A 15931-nucleotide genomic window follows, 5' to 3' on the forward strand; every position below is an offset into this window, starting at 1 on the left:
TGTTGGGTTAGTTAAAATCATTGTATACTGGCGTATCTAATGGTACAATTCTCCAATTGTCTGTGTAGACTTTTACAGAAGTTGCTTTTGAAGGAAATTCTACTTCGCTTGCGCTTCCTGTTACATTAGATAGTTTTACATCAGAATTTTCGAAGTAAATTCCAAAGTTTTGATACGTTGCCGCTTCGCGAAAAGCTAGAACTGTTTCGAAAGTAAATGCTTCTTTAGACCAAGCGTAGAATTTGTTTAATGGAATGGTAACGGTAATCCATCCCGTTGTATTTACTCCAATTGACTTACCATCTTTAATCCAAGGAACATAATTGTAACATGCTCCTGTCCATTCTCCACCATTAAAATTATTGATCATACAAATTTTTAAGAAACCAGAATCTCTCCAAACATCTGGTACATAGATATCAAATTGAAATCCGACTTTATCCAATGGCGTACTTGCTGGAATGTATGGCGTTAATTGCGCTCTCCAATTGTCTACTCCATTCCCTGCTGTCCAAACTTCAGTACAACGGTTTTTTGCAGCATCAAAAGAAGCAATACGAGCTGGACGATGAGGTACATATTTTCCTTGAGATGTATTTCCGGTTCCTAAAGCTGCCGACTCTAAATCTGCTGGCTGGATCATGCTTGTTGAACTTCCCCAATATCCATGCGATCCTTGTCCGTCAAAATTAAGCAGTAAACCTTTTTTGAAATTGAAATACGCTGGAGAGTAAGCACCTCCGTTTGATGTTTCGGCATAAATTGAACCTCCTAAATCTGAAATTCCGCTTGGAACTACAACTGTAAATGATTCGCCTTCTTCATCTGAAGTGATTCCTGTTGTAACTTCAACATTTCCTGGGAAAACTACTTTGCTCACTTCTGTCAAACCTGTTCCTGAAACAATAATTGTCTCTCCGGGATTTGGCATTGTATTCGACATGCTTAAAATAGCTGGTTTTCCTGAACGGATTTGAAAAGGAAATGTCACTTCGTTTGAATCATTTACAAAACGAATTGTATTTCTTACCGATGGATCTGCATCTGTAATGGGTGTATCTGCAGAAATGCTTACCAACATTGAATTGTTGGAAACAAAAACCACATTAAAGTAGGTCGAATATCCGTTAATATAAACTTTTTTCAGTCCTTCAAATCCAGAACCTTCGATACGCAATAGCTGTCCTAAACGGGCAAAACTAACTTCTCTATCTGGTACGGTCGAATTTACATCTTCTAAAAACACTTTTGTAATGGTCATTGCGCGTCCTTCAGAATCGTTGTTGTCGCAAGAAGTAAATAGCATACCGAAAACCATCATGCTTAATAGTGCAATAGGTGCCCAATACTTTTTATTTAAAATATATTTCATATTTATGTCTTTTAGTTTTTTATTTCTGAAACTAGAATAAGTCTTTTATTTTCTCTTCTGTAAACTGATACGGAACAGGATTTTCTCTCAATAACGGATTCTGAACTAATTCAGATTCTGGATAAGGAAGTGTGAAAATTGTCGCATCAATTACCCCAATTGCTCTCGGACTTGTCGCTTTTGTAGCGTCAACCGTAACGGTATTGGTTGCTGAGTCGTACAAAATTGGAGTTATTGTCCCTCTATTCTGCGCAGTCACATAGTTAATTACTTCCTGCTGTTTGTAGTAAGCTCTTCGAACTAGATCGTACCAATATTGTCCTTCCATACATAATTCAACTCTTCTTTCGTGTGCAAGATCTGCATAAGTCAGAGTTGTTTTAGGGTCTAAACCTGCACGTGAGCGAAGTCTGTTTACAACCGAAATGGCAGTTGCATCTGCAGTTGTAGCATTGTTTCCTAAAGCTGCTTCTGCATAATTTAAATACACTTCTGCCAGACGTAACATGTATGTATTTAAAGCAGAATTCATACGTGTAATTTTAGAATTGTCTTTGGTAGAACCTACAACTCCTTTTTTAATGGTAAGGAAATCTGCTGTATGATCTACTATATAACCTCCGTTTGCTTTATTGATTTCTGCATAATGATCACCATCTCCCATAAAAGTCGCTCTACGACGAAGATCTTTTGATTCATATTCTTGTAAAACATTATAAGAAGCTCTTGTCCAATATCCCCAAGCGGCATCGTCTCCTGTAATATCAGAGCCTAATGCAAAATAAGCCTGTTGTGTATTGTTTACGCCATAATCTCCGTTTGGAACCCATTGCAATGCAAACATAGATTCGGTATTGTTGTTATTGTCGATCATGAACAAATCTTCATAATTTGTCATTAAGCTGTAAGGCCCAGAACTCATTACTTTTTCTGCTGCTTTTTTGGCCAAATCAAGGTATTCTTGATTGCGTGTTCCGCTGTTTGGGTTGTCGCTAACACCTGAAAATGATAAGTAAACACGAGACAGCATTCCGTATGCGCTGTATTTTGTTAAACGTCCAGCCTGCCCTGCAGTTTCCGGAAGGTATTTTGCAGCAAATTCTAAATCACGCATTGAGAATTCGTAAACATCTTTCATTGGATTTTTGTTTACGATTGGATTTTTTACCAATTCTCTCGGATCTGTAGAAATAATCACATCTCCCCATAACGAAGCTAGATACCAATAAGCTGTTCCTCTCATAAAACGAGCTTCAGCAATATATTTGTTTTTAATAGCCTCGCTCATTGAGCTTCCAGAAATTCCAATAATCACATTATTAGACTGCTGTATTACATTATACAAAGATGCCCAAGCCGAAACCAAAGGCCCTGTTAGTCCCGTTTCTGTTAAATCTGTAAACGGATAAACATAATCTGAGAAAGGCGCATACATGTTTGCGGCACGTCCATCTCCTAATCCGTAGTAGAATTTATCATTAAAATCAAACCATACTTTATTGTATAATGGTCCCGTTGCGGCCTGAAAATCAGATTCTGTTTTATAAAAGTTCTCTTTTGTAATTACATCATTCGGTTCAACGTCCAAAATGTCGCTGCAACTCGTCCAAACAAATGGCAATGCAATAATTAAAGCCGTGTAAAATATTTTCTTTGTTTTCATTGTGCGTTTTTTAGAAATTAACAGTTAATCCAAGCGTAGTTACCATAGGTGAAGGATAACGTCCGTTATCGATACCATTTAGAAGTTGGTTTTGGTACATTGCACCTACTTCAGGATCATATCCTTTATATTTGGTAAAGGTTAAAACATTCTGCATGTTTGAGTACACTTTGATGTTTGAAATTCCGTATTTCGAATACAAATCTTTAGGAAGATTATACCCAATCGAAATATTCTTAAGTCTTACATAAGACCCGTCTTCAACAAATCTGTTGCTTAAACGATAATTTGAAGCCGAAGCTGCAGATGACGCTGCAATTCTAGGCATGTAAGGATCTCCGCCCACAATCTGCACATTACGATAATCATTTGGCCCATTTGGGTCGATTAATTCTAATTGCGCGTATCCTAAAGCTGATTTCAATAAATTGGTATTCTCTCGTGGGTTTTCAAGCCATCTTCTTTGGTAATTTAAAACATCATTTCCGTAAGAACCTGTAAACAAAATGCTCACATCAAATCCTTTGAATGAAAAACTGTTATTGAAACCGAAAGTGAAATCGGGATTAGGATCTCCAATATAACCTGCATCTTTTTCGTTGATTACTCCATCTTTATTAACGTCTTCAAACATATAATCTCCAATCCAAACGCCATTTTCACCAATTACCATTCCTTCCGGCAATGCTGTTGGTTTTACTGTTCCTGTGGCATCTTTATAATAAAAATCTGTTGCTTTTTCAAAACGTCCGATTACTTTATAACCATAAAATTGTCCTAATGGCTGTCCAACTGCAGTACGAGTAACCACTGTTACGTCTGAACCTTGTTGTAAAGTCTGATCGTAAACTCCAGATTCTGAATTCAATTTCAATACTTTAAATCTGTTCATCGAGATATTGAAATTTGATTTCCAAAGAAAATCTTTTCTCTGCATGTTTATGGTGTTTATCGTAAACTCGAAACCTTTGTTTTCAAGAGATCCGATATTAGCAAAAGGCGGTGTTGTAGCTCCTTGACCCGTTGTTCCTACGTAAGCTGGAAGTGATAATCTTAGTAATAAATCATCTGTTTTTTTATAATAAACATCTGTTGTAATTTCAATTCTATTGTCTAGAAGTCCGATATCTAAACCAATATTAGTCTGGTTTGATTTTTCCCATTTAAGGTCTGGATTTGCAGTATTAGTTGCAATTTGCCCGCTTCCCCAATTGGTTGCCGAAGTGCCATAAACAGAAGTATAAGCATTATTTGGTACGCTTGAATTACCTGTAACTCCCCATCCTGCACGTAATTTTAAATTGCTAATGGTCTGATTTTCTTTTAAAAATGATTCGTTTGAAACTTTCCACGCTAATGAAGCAGATGGAAACCAATCCCATTTATTGCCTTCAGCAAATTGCGAAGATCCGTCTCTTCTGATTGTTCCTGTTAGAATATATCGATCATCAAATGTATACGTTGCTCTTGCAAAATAAGAACTAAGCGATTTTGTAGAACTTGCATTTGAGTTTCTAGCCGTTGTTGGGTCTCCAGCGTTTAAATCTGTTGCTCCATTGGTTAAATAACCTGAACGGTAGCCATACAGATTTTCCCAGTTTTGCTCTTGAAACTCTTGAGCTACCAATGCATTAATATTATGTTTTCCGAATGCTTTATTATAAGTCAAAGTATTAGTCCACATCCAGTTTTCGCTCGTAGATTTTGTTCTTGATCCTTCTCTAACTTCATTTGATAATGCTCCAAAAGTATAAGATGGATTAAAAGTATATCGGTTTCCAAAACCATAATCTATAGAATATTGGGTTCTCAATTTTAAATCTTTTGTGAAACCAATTTCTGCATACACATTTCCTCTAATTCCGTAGTCTTTTCCATGATTATCTTTCAGCATTGCAATTCCTAACGGATTAGTTTGAACGAATTCAGTAGTATCTGGTCCGTCAAAAGTACCGTCAGCATTTCTAGCGGCTACGTTTGGAGTTTGTTTTAAAGCGGTTAAGATTACCGAATCATCATTTACTGTAGTGACCTGATTGGTTTTGTAAGCATTTAAATTTACTCCAACTTTCATCCATTTCTTTACTTGCGAGTCCACAACTGCACGAATGGTCATACGATCAAAAGAAGAACCGATGATCGTTCCTTCCTGATCAAAATAAGACATTCCTAATGCATAAGTAGTAGTATCAGATCCGCCTGACGCAGATAAATTGTAGCTCTGAATTAAACCTGTTTGAAACAATTCATCTTGCCAGTTTGTTCCTTCTCCTAATAAATCAGGACGAATAAAATAAGGATCTCTTTGAACGATTCCTAAATCTGATCTCGTGTTTTTCAGCGTTCCATATTCTCTTAAATTAAGCACCTGCAATTCTTTAGGCATTTGCTGCCACCCTACATAACTGTCAAAATTTAAAGTCAAATCTCCTTTTCTACCTGTTTTAGTAGTCACCATAATTACCCCGTTTGCCGCTCTAGAACCGTAAATAGCAGTTGCAGAAGCATCTTTCAAAATATCTATAGAAGCAATATCATTAGGGTTAATTCCTGAAAGCGGATTTGTATTTAAAGAGCCTGAATTACCATCTATAATAACACCATCAATTACATAAATCGGTTCATTAGAACCTGTAATAGAGCTTATACCACGAATACGTACCGAAGAACTTCCTCCAGGCGTACCGCTATTTTGCTGTATCTGCACCCCAGCCGCTCGGCCTTGCAATACCTGATCGATAGTTGTAGAAACAGATTGTGTTACCGCCGAACTAGATATCGAAGAAATTGCTCCTGTTAAATCTGCTCTTTTTGCTGTTCCGTATCCAATAACAACAACTTCTTTTAAGTCGTTTAAATTCTCTTCTAGTACAGCATCAATTTTGGTTTTATTATTCACTGCAACTTCATACGGTTTGTATCCAATAAAGCTAAAGACCAAAATACTATTATTGGGAATAGCTTGAAGGGTGTAAGTCCCGTCAAAATTAGATACGGTACTTGTTTTGGCTCCTTTTACAATAATGTTGACACCTGGTATTGGTCCTACACCATCAGATACAGTACCTGTAACAGTAATTTGTGCATTTACTGCAGCAGAAAATACCAGCATCAGGATTAAGAACCCCCAATTCTTAAAGTATTTAGATCTGCTTTTAGTAATTAAAAAGTTAGTCATAAATAATTGGTTTAATGAGTTAATAGTATGGTTTAGTTAGTTTTCTTTTTAGGTGACTTTTTACTCGTTTTTATTTTAACATTTTAAACAAATAACTAGCTTATAGTCAAAACAAATATATGCAAAAAACAACAACACGCAATCGGTTGTGTTAATTTTTATTCCTAATTTCAAAAAAATAAAGCTAAAAAAAAGAATTATCTGTATTAATAATTGTAAAATATTAAACAATCATTAAAAACAGTATTTAATATCACGAAAACGTTAGAGATAATAAATCATTTGATTCAAAATCTTAAAAAAAATATAAAATGTTAAAAAATGAGATTTTTCCAAAAAAAACTAAAACGTTGTAGTAACTGTCTAAAAATTCATCATAAATTAAATCTTTCGCTATCCCTTATAAAAGCTGACTTAATAAATGTTATAAACTGAAAACCAAGAGTATATCGTTAAAATATTATAATTCTTACAAAACATAAAAAAGAAACAATCGGTTGCTTTTATTTCATAAAAAAACTCCCTTCCAAATAACTGGAAGAGAGTTTTTAAAACTATAAAAACGGAAATGAAAAAGGTTATAAATTCATCTTTTTCGCGTCTTCTACAAATTGCTTTAATCCGATATCGGTTAAAGGATGTTTCAGAAGACCTTTTATCGCAGAAAGCGGTCCAGTCATTACATCTGATCCAATTTTGGCACAATTGATAATATGCATGGTATGTCGCACAGAAGCCGACAAAATTTGAGTTTGATAATTATAGTTATCATAGATTTCTCTGATTTCAGCAATTAAATGCATTCCATCTGTAGAAACATCATCTAATCTCCCTAAAAATGGAGAAACATAAGTCGCTCCTGCTTTAGCGGCAAGCAAAGCCTGACCCGCCGAAAATACTAAAGTTACATTGGTGCGAATTCCTTTTGAAGAAAAGTATTTACACGCTTTTATACCATCGCCAATCATAGGCAGTTTCACTACAATCTGAGGATGTAAAGCGGCTAATTCTTCTCCTTCTTTTACCATTCCTTCAAATTCAGTCGAGATTACCTCAGCCGAAACATCGCCATCAACGATATTACAAATATCAAGATAATGTTTCAGGATATTTTCTTTTCCTGTAATGCCTTCTTTTGCCATTAAAGACGGATTGGTGGTTACACCATCTAAAACGCCTAAAGCCTGCGCCTCTTCAATGTCTTGAAGATTGGCGGTGTCAATAAAAAATTTCATAAGTTTTTTGGTTTGTGGTTAATTGTAGTCTGATTTCTAGTAAAAAAACTTTGTCAAAGTTTAAAACTTTGACAAAGTTCACAGCATATTGTAGTAAGTGAAAAATGTGCATTTCGATTGATTTTGCTCTTCAAAAAACCTTCAATAAAAAATACTCACTATTATTTTATCAAACTGACCTTTTATTCGTTTCGATTTTCAAAAAATAGTAACTAAACCTTCAATCTATTTTTCTTAAATCTTAATGTAAAAAAAGCCATAATCTTAATGCACATTTTCGAAGTTTTGATCTCAAAAACATTTTTAAATATTTTTAACGCTTTATGGCTATCACATTTAAAAATTTAAATTTTCTTAGATTTTTGTCTCACTAAGTTTTATAAGAAACCTAACAGTCCCGATGCATCGGGGCTGTTAGGTTTGCTGTAGAAGTTTACCAATTAAATGTATTGGTTAATGATATTTTCAAACAATTCTTGTTTACCGCTTTGAAGATTTAATTCTCCATTTTCGTGAGCGATAGTATAAAGATCTTTAAGGTTTAATTTTCCGTCAGCAAAATCTTTTCCTTTTCCAGAATCGAAAGAGCTGTATCTTTCAGTTCTTAATTTTTCGTAAGGAGAAGACGTGATGATTTTATCTGCAGTCAATAAAGCTCTTGCAAAAGTATCAGCTCCACCAATGTGTGCTAAGAAAACATCTTCTAAGTCTGTAGAGTTTCTTCTAATTTTAGCATCAAAGTTAACTCCACCACCTTGTAATCCACCAGCTTTTAAGAAAACCAACATCGCTTCTGTTGTCTCTTGAATGTTGTTTGGGAACTGGTCTGTATCCCATCCGTTTTGGTAATCACCTCTGTTCGCATCAATGCTTCCTAACATTCCCGCTTTTGCCGCAACTTCCAATTCGTGTTGGAAAGTGTGCTGTGCCAAAGTAGCGTGGTTTACTTCGATATTGATTTTAAAATCTTTATCTAAACCATAATTTTTCAAGAATCCGATTGCTGTAGCCGAGTCAAAATCGTATTGGTGTTTAGATGGCTCCATTGGTTTTGGCTCGATGAAGAAAGTTCCTTTAAAACCTTGAGATCTTGCGTAGTCTCTAGACATTGCTAAGAATTGCGCCATGTGGTCTAATTCTCTTCCCATATCTGTATTTAGTAAAGACATATAACCTTCTCTACCACCCCAGAATACATAGTTTTCTCCTCCTAAAGCAATTGTTGCATCCAAAGCCAATTTTACTTGACCACCAGCTCTTGCCACAACATTAAAGTCAGGATTTGTAGCGGCTCCGTTCATGAATCTTGGGTTTGAGAAACAGTTTGAAGTTCCCCAAAGCAATTTAATTCCAGAGTCTGCTTTTTTCTGTTTTAAGTAATCTGTAATAAAAGCCAAACGTTTTTCTGATTCTGCGAAAGTTGCTCCTTCAGCAATCAAATCGTAATCGTGAAAACAGAAATAATCGAATCCCATTTTGCTGATGAATTCAAAAGCAGCATCTGCCTTATCTTTTGCAGCCTGATATGGATCTGATGAAGCATCCCAAGCAAATTGTTGTGTTCCTGGCCCGAATGGATCACTACCTTGTCCACAGAAAGTATGCCAGTAAGCGATAGCAAATTTAAAGTGCTCACGCATTGTTTTTCCAGCTACAACTTGGTCTGGATTGTAATATTTAAATGCCAACGGATTATCAGATTCTTTTCCTTCAAATTTAATTTGGCCAATACCTTTGTAGTATTCTTTATCTCCTAAAACTATCATTTGATTTTTTTATTTATTTGTTAATATTAATTCTAATTCTTGTTTCCATTTTTTATAAGCCGCTTCGTAAGGTGCTGCGTTATGAAGCGGTAAAAACGTCATTACGTGATCGTTGTCACTTACATTAGCTCCAAACTTGCTGTAATCACCATCTTTTAAGCCAACCGCTCTCGCCGCACCAACTGCTCCAGTTGTATTGTAAATTTCGATTTCGTGACCAATTAAAGTTGCCACGGTATTAGAGAAAATCTCCGAACGGAAAAGGTTATCATTTCCTGCTCTAATTACATTAATTGTCGCATTATCATCTTTTAAACATTCCATTCCGTACACAAACGAAAACGCAATTCCTTCAAGAGAAGCTCTAAACAAATGCGCACTATTATGAATATTTAAGTTGAGGTTTAAAAAGTGAGTTCCAATAGTTTTATTGTTGAACATACGCTCAGCGCCATTTCCAAACGGAATTACGACAACACCTTCAGATCCAACCTCAATATTAGAAGCTTTTTCATTCATTGCTTCATAACTTTCGTTGCCCATATTATTACGAAGCCATCTGTACTGAATTCCTGCTCCGTTAATATTCAACAATTTACCAACTCTCGGCGTTTCTAGTTCGTAGTTTACGTGAACGAAATTGTTTACTCTTGTGCTCTTTCCAGACGACATTTCGCTAACGGCATAAAAAACTCCTGAAGTTCCTCCCGTAGCCGCCACTTCTCCCGGATTTAAAACATTTAATGAAAGAGCATTATTAGGCTGATCTCCTGCTCTGTACACAATAGGAATTCCAGCTGGAAGACCTGATTCAGCAGAAGCTTTTTCAGTAACAACACCTTGATTCGTAAAGTTTTCTACGATTTTTGGAGTTAATGATTGGTCGATTCCGTAGTAATCCAAAAGCCAATCGGCTACTTTATTTTCTTTATAATCCCAAAGCATTCCTTCAGACAAACCGTTTTTAGTTGTTGTTACTTCACCTGTCAGTTTCAAAGCGATGTAATCTCCCGGAAGCATGTACTTAGAGATTTTATTGTAAACTTCAGGTTCATTTTCTTTAACCCATTTCAGTTTTGAAGCCGTAAAATTTCCTGGCGAATTCAATAAATGCGACATGCATTTTTCTTCTCCAATTTCGGCGAAAGCCTTATTACCAATCTCAACCGCACGGCTGTCGCACCAAATAATTGAATTTCTAAGGGCATTTCCTTCCTTATCCACAATCACCAATCCATGCATTTGGTACGAAATACCAATGCCCTGAATTTTAGATGCATCAATATTAGCCTCTTTAATAGCTCTCTTTGTTGCTGTACAAATGTGCTGCCACCAGATTTCAGGATCCTGCTCAGCCCAGTCTGGGTGAATCGAAAGGATTTCCATTTCGTTCTGCGGTTCATTCAGAACGATTACTTTTTTACCCGTTTCTGCTTCTACCAAGGCTGCCTTGACAGAAGAACTTCCAATATCATATCCGATATAATACATACTTACAATGATTCTCTTATTATTAATTTTGTCGGCACATAACACTGAGTATCTTCGTCATGCGTAATAAATGCCGCTGCTTTGGTTCCCATTTCTTTAAAATCAGTTGAGACAACCGAAATTCCTTTGTATATAAATTTTTTCATCGGGGTTTCGTTGTACGACAAAAATCCAACATCTTTCCCTGGCTCAAAATCCTTCTCTTTGCACTGCTCTAAAAAGTGTCCCAAAATCCTATCGCTTACACTGATATAAGCAATCCCTTTTTCGATGCTGAATTTCTTTGGATCTGTAATTACCTCATATTCAAAACCAAAATCGGCACAGAATTTCTTAAAAAACTCCACCGTTTCCCACGGATGATTGGTAAAATCTGGATACACAAATTGTATCTTTTTGTACTTTTTAAACAAATCACTTGCCTCTGTCAATGACTCATAAAATGCTTTTCCAAAATCCTGAAAAACATAATTACTCGTTTTATCAGCTCTGATGTTCCAGTCAATCAAAAGCAGTTTATCTTTTGAAATCGCTGATAATGCCGGAGCAATAGCCGCGTGATCAAAATTCATCACCACATATTTGTAATACTTCCCTATTCCGTTATTAATGATCGTTTTAAAAACATCAATATTATAATGATGAAACTGTACATCAATAATCACATTATCGGCCAGATTATTCACAACCGAATGATATAAAACCTCCTTATAAGCCTTAAACGTATCTAAAACCAAAAGCACTTTTCTCGTTTCGCCCGCTACGTAATAACCTTTATTAGGCACAGAATCAATCACTTTTTGGTCTTTCAAAATCGAATAAGCCTTAAAAACAGTATCCCTTGAAAGCTGATAGGTCTTGCAGATCACATTTACCGACGGAAGTAAATCTCCCTTCTGTAAAATATTCTCCGCAATAGCATTCGTAATTCCATCTACCAACTGCTGATACTTCGGAATATCACTTTCGTGATTCATTATAAACTCAAATTTTTCTTCTTCTTTTAGCATACCGTTCTGTTCCGTTCTGTTATGCTAAAGTAGCTAAAAAACTTTTATAAAAAATTATTTTTCGTATTAAATATGTTATTTTTTTTAAGCTCTTTTATTCTAAAAATTTGGGCGTCTTTACGCCGCGACTAACTGGTCTTTCCGTTTCATTTTCTACCCAATTTGCCATTTCTGCCTTCGTTGAAATGACAAATTGAATGAAAAGAAGTAAAATCACAACACAACCGATTGTATTTTTTGCTAAATTTTTTATACAAAAAATCTTAATCAATTAATCTTCTTATTCCATAAGGATCAATCGTAATAATCGAACCGTCTTCTAAATAATCGATTTTGGTTACTTTCATGCTTCGCAAATGCGTCACCCCTTTTGACAAACTCGAATCGTGATAAAACAAATACCACTCGTCTTCTACCTCGCAAATCGAATGATGCGATGTCCAACCCACAACAGGATTCAAAATTCTTCCCTGATACGTAAACGGCCCATAAGGATTATCGCCAATAGCATAACAGATAAAATGAGTATCGCCTGTAGAATACGAGAAATAATATTTTCCGTTGTATTTATGCACCCAAGAAGCTTCAAAAAAACGACGGTCATGATCGCCTGCCAAAATCTCATTGCCGTTTTCATCCAAAATTTTAATCTCTTTTGGTTCTTCAGCAAATTCAAGCATATCGTCTCGCAGCAGAGCTACTATTGGCCCAAGGGCTTTTTCACTTGACGAAGGTTCTTCGTGGTTTTCATCGTATTTATTGCTACGATATTTTTGAAGCTGTCCGCCCCAAATTCCTCCAAAATAGATATAATGTCTACCATCTTCATCTTCAAAAACGGCTGGATCAATACTGTAACTTCCTTTTATGGCATCTTTTTCGGGAACAAAAGGCCCAACTGGCGAATCTGAAATGGCAACACCAATCTGGAAAATTCCGTTGGCACGTTTGGCAGGGAAATACAAATAATACTTCCCGTTTTTATGCGCTGCGTCAGGTGCCCACATTTGCTTTTCGGCCCAAGCCACATCATCTACATGCAATGCAACACCATTATCAACTACTTCTGATGAAATGTCTTCCATAGAAAAAACATGATAATCCTCCATCCCGAAATGATCGCCGTTATCGTTAAACGGAATTCCAGCATCAATATCATGAGATGGGTAAATGTAAATTTTTCCGTTGAATACATGTGCCGAAGGATCGGCTGTGTACATATGGGATACTAAAGGCTTTGAAATCGCCAGGTCATTAATTTCTTCAAAATTAATGTGTTCAATGCTATCTTCAGGCATACTTCTATTTTGTTTAAATAATTAAGCTCTTCTTTCTTTTAATTCTGTTTCAATCTGCACTTCCATTTCTTTATTGATTTTATAGAAAAACAACAATCCAGCTCCAATTAAAAAAGGGATTGCAGGGAAAATACTCACTAGTAATTTTATTCCATTTATGGCTGTTTGAGACTGTTGTGGTGCATTGGGAACGTAGTGAAAATAACCTAAAAATAAAGTGGTTAAAGCACCTCCCACGCTCAGTCCTGTTTTTAGTCCAACCATCATTGCAGAGAATATAATCGCAGTTGCACGACGGTTATTTAACCATTCTGAATAATCGGCCACATCGGCAATCATTGCCCAAAGAATTGGGATCGTTATTCCATAGAAAAATCCGTGTAGAATCTGAGAGAAAAACATCAGACTAATTGATGTTGGAGGATAAAAATAGAATGCAATAATGAACAAAGTCGAGATGAATAAAAATGTACCAAAAACATTTCGTTTTCCGTATTTGTCTGCGAGATTTTTGGACAAAGTAATTCCAACAATCATAAAAATAATTCCACCCGCATTAAATAAACCGAAACCCGCTGAAACAGGATCATTTCCAAAATGATTCAATCCGATATTCGATAAAGTATCTAAAATAGGCTGAATGAAAATGGCTAATTGTTCTTTATCGACATAATTCTCAAAATAATACACATATGAACCGCCTTTCATTGCCAAAGTCACAAAAACCAAAGTCGTCAGCGAAAGCATAATAACCCAAGGCCTGTTTTTGATTAAATCGCTTAAATCTTCTTTTACGCTTGATTTTTGTTCTGGTTTCGGAATAATTCTTTCCTTGGTGGTTAAAAACGTAATTAAAAGCATAATCGTCCCAATAATCGCTAATGCTGTCATGACTTTTTCAATTCCGACTGCTTTATCGCCATTTCCAGCACTTTTTATAATGCCAAGCATGAAAACCTGAACAAAAAACTGAGCAAACATAACCGCCACAAAACGGTATGATGACATACTGTTTCGTTCTTTCATATCGCCCGTAATAACACCGCTTAAAGCAGAATAAGGCAAATTGTTTCCAGCATAAAAAAGCAATAATAAAGTATAGGTTACAACGGCATAAATTACTTTTCCTTTATAAGAGAAATCAGGAGTTGAAAAGGCTAATAGCGCTACTATACCAAGTGGAATTGCCGTTATTAAAATCCAAGGTCTAAATTTTCCCCATTTGGTACTGGTTCTGTCTGCCAAAACCCCAATGATCGGATTAAAAATAAAGGCGGCAATTAATCCAACAATCAACATGATGATCGAAGAATCTGTTGGTGATAATCCGTAAATGTCGGTGTAGAAATACGCCAAATACGTCATCAAAGTTTGAAAAACGAGATTAGCAGCAAGATCTCCTAAGCTGTATCCAATTTTTTCTTTGATGGATAGTTTTTGTGAAATGTTAGTCATTCGTGGGTTTGTGGTCATTTTTGATTAGTTAGTTTTATTCCTGCAAGGTTTTTCAAACCTTTTAGGTTTCAATTGTTTTTTACAGCTCCTAAAATCAGACCTACAAGGTTTTGGAAACCTTGCAGGAAAACGAATTACAATTCAAACAATCGGTTGTGTAAAATTAGTTAAAAAAACATACTTTGCAAATTTAGTTTACTTTATTTAAGATATTTTTCAAACCACAACCGATTGTTGGTTATTTTCTCAAAACTTACGCTTTTTTAGTATTTATTCTTTAGTTTCTTTCAGCTTTAAGATCCTTTCATAAGCAGGTTTGTGTTTTAAATCTTTGTCGAACGGAAGCGGATAATTGGTTCTTCCTTTAATTGGCCAATCGTTTAACCACGATTGCCCGTCATGAACGCCCCAAAATGTAACTCTGCTAATTTTATCTTTATGTTTTAAAAATAGTTTAAAAATCGATGCGTAACGCTCTGCTAATTGTGTTTGAACGGAATCTGGCAATGCTTTAGGATAGGGATTCATTTTGGCACTTCCTTCGAAATTCTGATTTACATCAGCTCCTTTTAAATCCCACGGATTTGGTAAAACGGTAATATCCAATTCTGTAAAAGCAACTTTAATTCCTAAAGCCGAATACTCTAAAATACTTTTCTCAATTTCTTCAATCGATGGACTTTGCAATCTCCAATGCCCTTGAATACCAACTCCATCCACTTTTCCGCCTTCCGCTTTTATTTTTTTGATTAAAGCGATTGCTCCAGCCCTTTTTGCGGGTTCTTCGATATTGTAATCGTTATAATACAACTCTGCTTTTGGATCTGCTTTTGCAGCGAGTTTGAAAGCATCAACCAAATATTTTTCTCCAAGCGTGTTCAAAAAAACAGATTTTCGTAAAGTTCCGTCCTCGTTCAACGCTTCGTTTACAACATCCCAAGAATTGATTCTTCCTTTATATTTCGAAACAATCGTAGTTATATGATCTCTCATAAACGCTTCCATTTCTGTACTGTCAGCAATTTTTTCCATCCAAGGCGCCAATTGGCTGTGCCAAATCAAAGTATGACCATGAATAAACATTTTGTTTTTCTCGCCATACGTCACAAATTTATCAGACAAAGTAAAATCGTATTTGTCTTTTTGCGGATGCGTAAACATAGATTTCATGATGTTTTCTGCTGTAATGGCATTAAATTCTTTTCGAATCAAAGAATCTTCTTTTTTGTCTTTTTGTTCGATTTGATCAGCGCTTAAAGCAGTTCCAATATAGAAATCATCTTTGTAAGCATCTTTTAATGAAGTGGTTTCTTTTTGCGATGTACAGCTCACAGCCATCAAAGTTGTGACGGCAATTAAGCAAAGTTTAATACATTTCATATCTTTTGGTTTAAATAGTTAATTGTTTTTTATTGGTTTAGTTTTGTCATTCCGAGGAACGAGGAATCACACTCGGGAATCGA

10 protein-coding genes are annotated in these 15931 nt (G+C 35.7%); all 10 read right to left on the bottom strand.

The window, feature by feature from the left end:
- Positions 1-7: 7 nt before the first annotated feature.
- The 10 genes from BSF41_RS20200 to BSF41_RS20245 all read right to left on the bottom strand — a co-directional run bounded on the left by BSF41_RS20200 (position 8) and on the right by BSF41_RS20245 (position 15848).
- The gene (locus tag BSF41_RS20200) at positions 8-1372 is read right to left on the bottom strand and encodes a glycan-binding surface protein (RefSeq protein WP_095931310.1); all 1365 of its coding nucleotides are present in this window, start codon (positions 1370-1372) and stop codon (positions 8-10) included.
- Between the two features lie 31 nt (positions 1373-1403).
- Positions 1404-3035: a RagB/SusD family nutrient uptake outer membrane protein gene (locus BSF41_RS20205; protein WP_095931311.1), complete on the bottom strand. Its 1632-nt coding sequence runs from the start codon at positions 3033-3035 to the stop codon at positions 1404-1406.
- 10 nt (positions 3036-3045) lie between these two features.
- Positions 3046-6213: a TonB-dependent receptor gene (locus BSF41_RS20210; RefSeq protein ID WP_095931312.1), complete on the bottom strand. Its 3168-nt coding sequence runs from the start codon at positions 6211-6213 to the stop codon at positions 3046-3048.
- 578 nt (positions 6214-6791) lie between these two features.
- Entirely contained in the window at positions 6792-7448 is a 657-nt protein-coding gene (gene fsa, locus BSF41_RS20215; RefSeq protein ID WP_095931313.1) for a fructose-6-phosphate aldolase, read from the bottom strand.
- A gap of 440 nt (positions 7449-7888) precedes the next feature.
- Positions 7889-9214, bottom strand: coding sequence for a xylose isomerase (gene xylA / locus BSF41_RS20220; RefSeq protein ID WP_095931314.1), 1326 nt, complete (start codon positions 9212-9214; stop codon positions 7889-7891).
- 9 nt (positions 9215-9223) lie between these two features.
- Positions 9224-10705, bottom strand: coding sequence for a xylulokinase (locus BSF41_RS20225; protein ID WP_095931315.1), 1482 nt, complete (start codon positions 10703-10705; stop codon positions 9224-9226).
- 2 nt (positions 10706-10707) lie between these two features.
- A complete protein-coding gene (locus BSF41_RS20230) occupies positions 10708-11715 on the bottom strand; it encodes a GntR family transcriptional regulator (protein WP_095931316.1) in 1008 nt (335 codons plus the stop codon).
- A gap of 263 nt (positions 11716-11978) precedes the next feature.
- Entirely contained in the window at positions 11979-13013 is a 1035-nt protein-coding gene (locus BSF41_RS20235) for a glycoside hydrolase family 43 protein (protein WP_095931317.1), read from the bottom strand.
- Between the two features lie 21 nt (positions 13014-13034).
- A complete protein-coding gene (locus BSF41_RS20240) occupies positions 13035-14468 on the bottom strand; it encodes an MFS transporter (RefSeq protein ID WP_095931327.1) in 1434 nt (477 codons plus the stop codon).
- Positions 14469-14738: 270 nt separating this feature from the next.
- Positions 14739-15848 carry an endo-1,4-beta-xylanase gene (locus tag BSF41_RS20245; protein ID WP_095931318.1) on the bottom strand — a complete coding sequence of 370 codons (1110 nt, stop codon included), beginning with the start codon at positions 15846-15848 and terminating at the stop codon, positions 14739-14741.
- Between the last annotated feature and the right edge of the window lie 83 nt (positions 15849-15931).

It is taken from the genome of Flavobacterium sp. ACN2 (genome assembly GCF_002303885.1).
In the GTDB taxonomy this organism is placed as follows: Bacteria; Bacteroidota; Bacteroidia; order Flavobacteriales; family Flavobacteriaceae; genus Flavobacterium.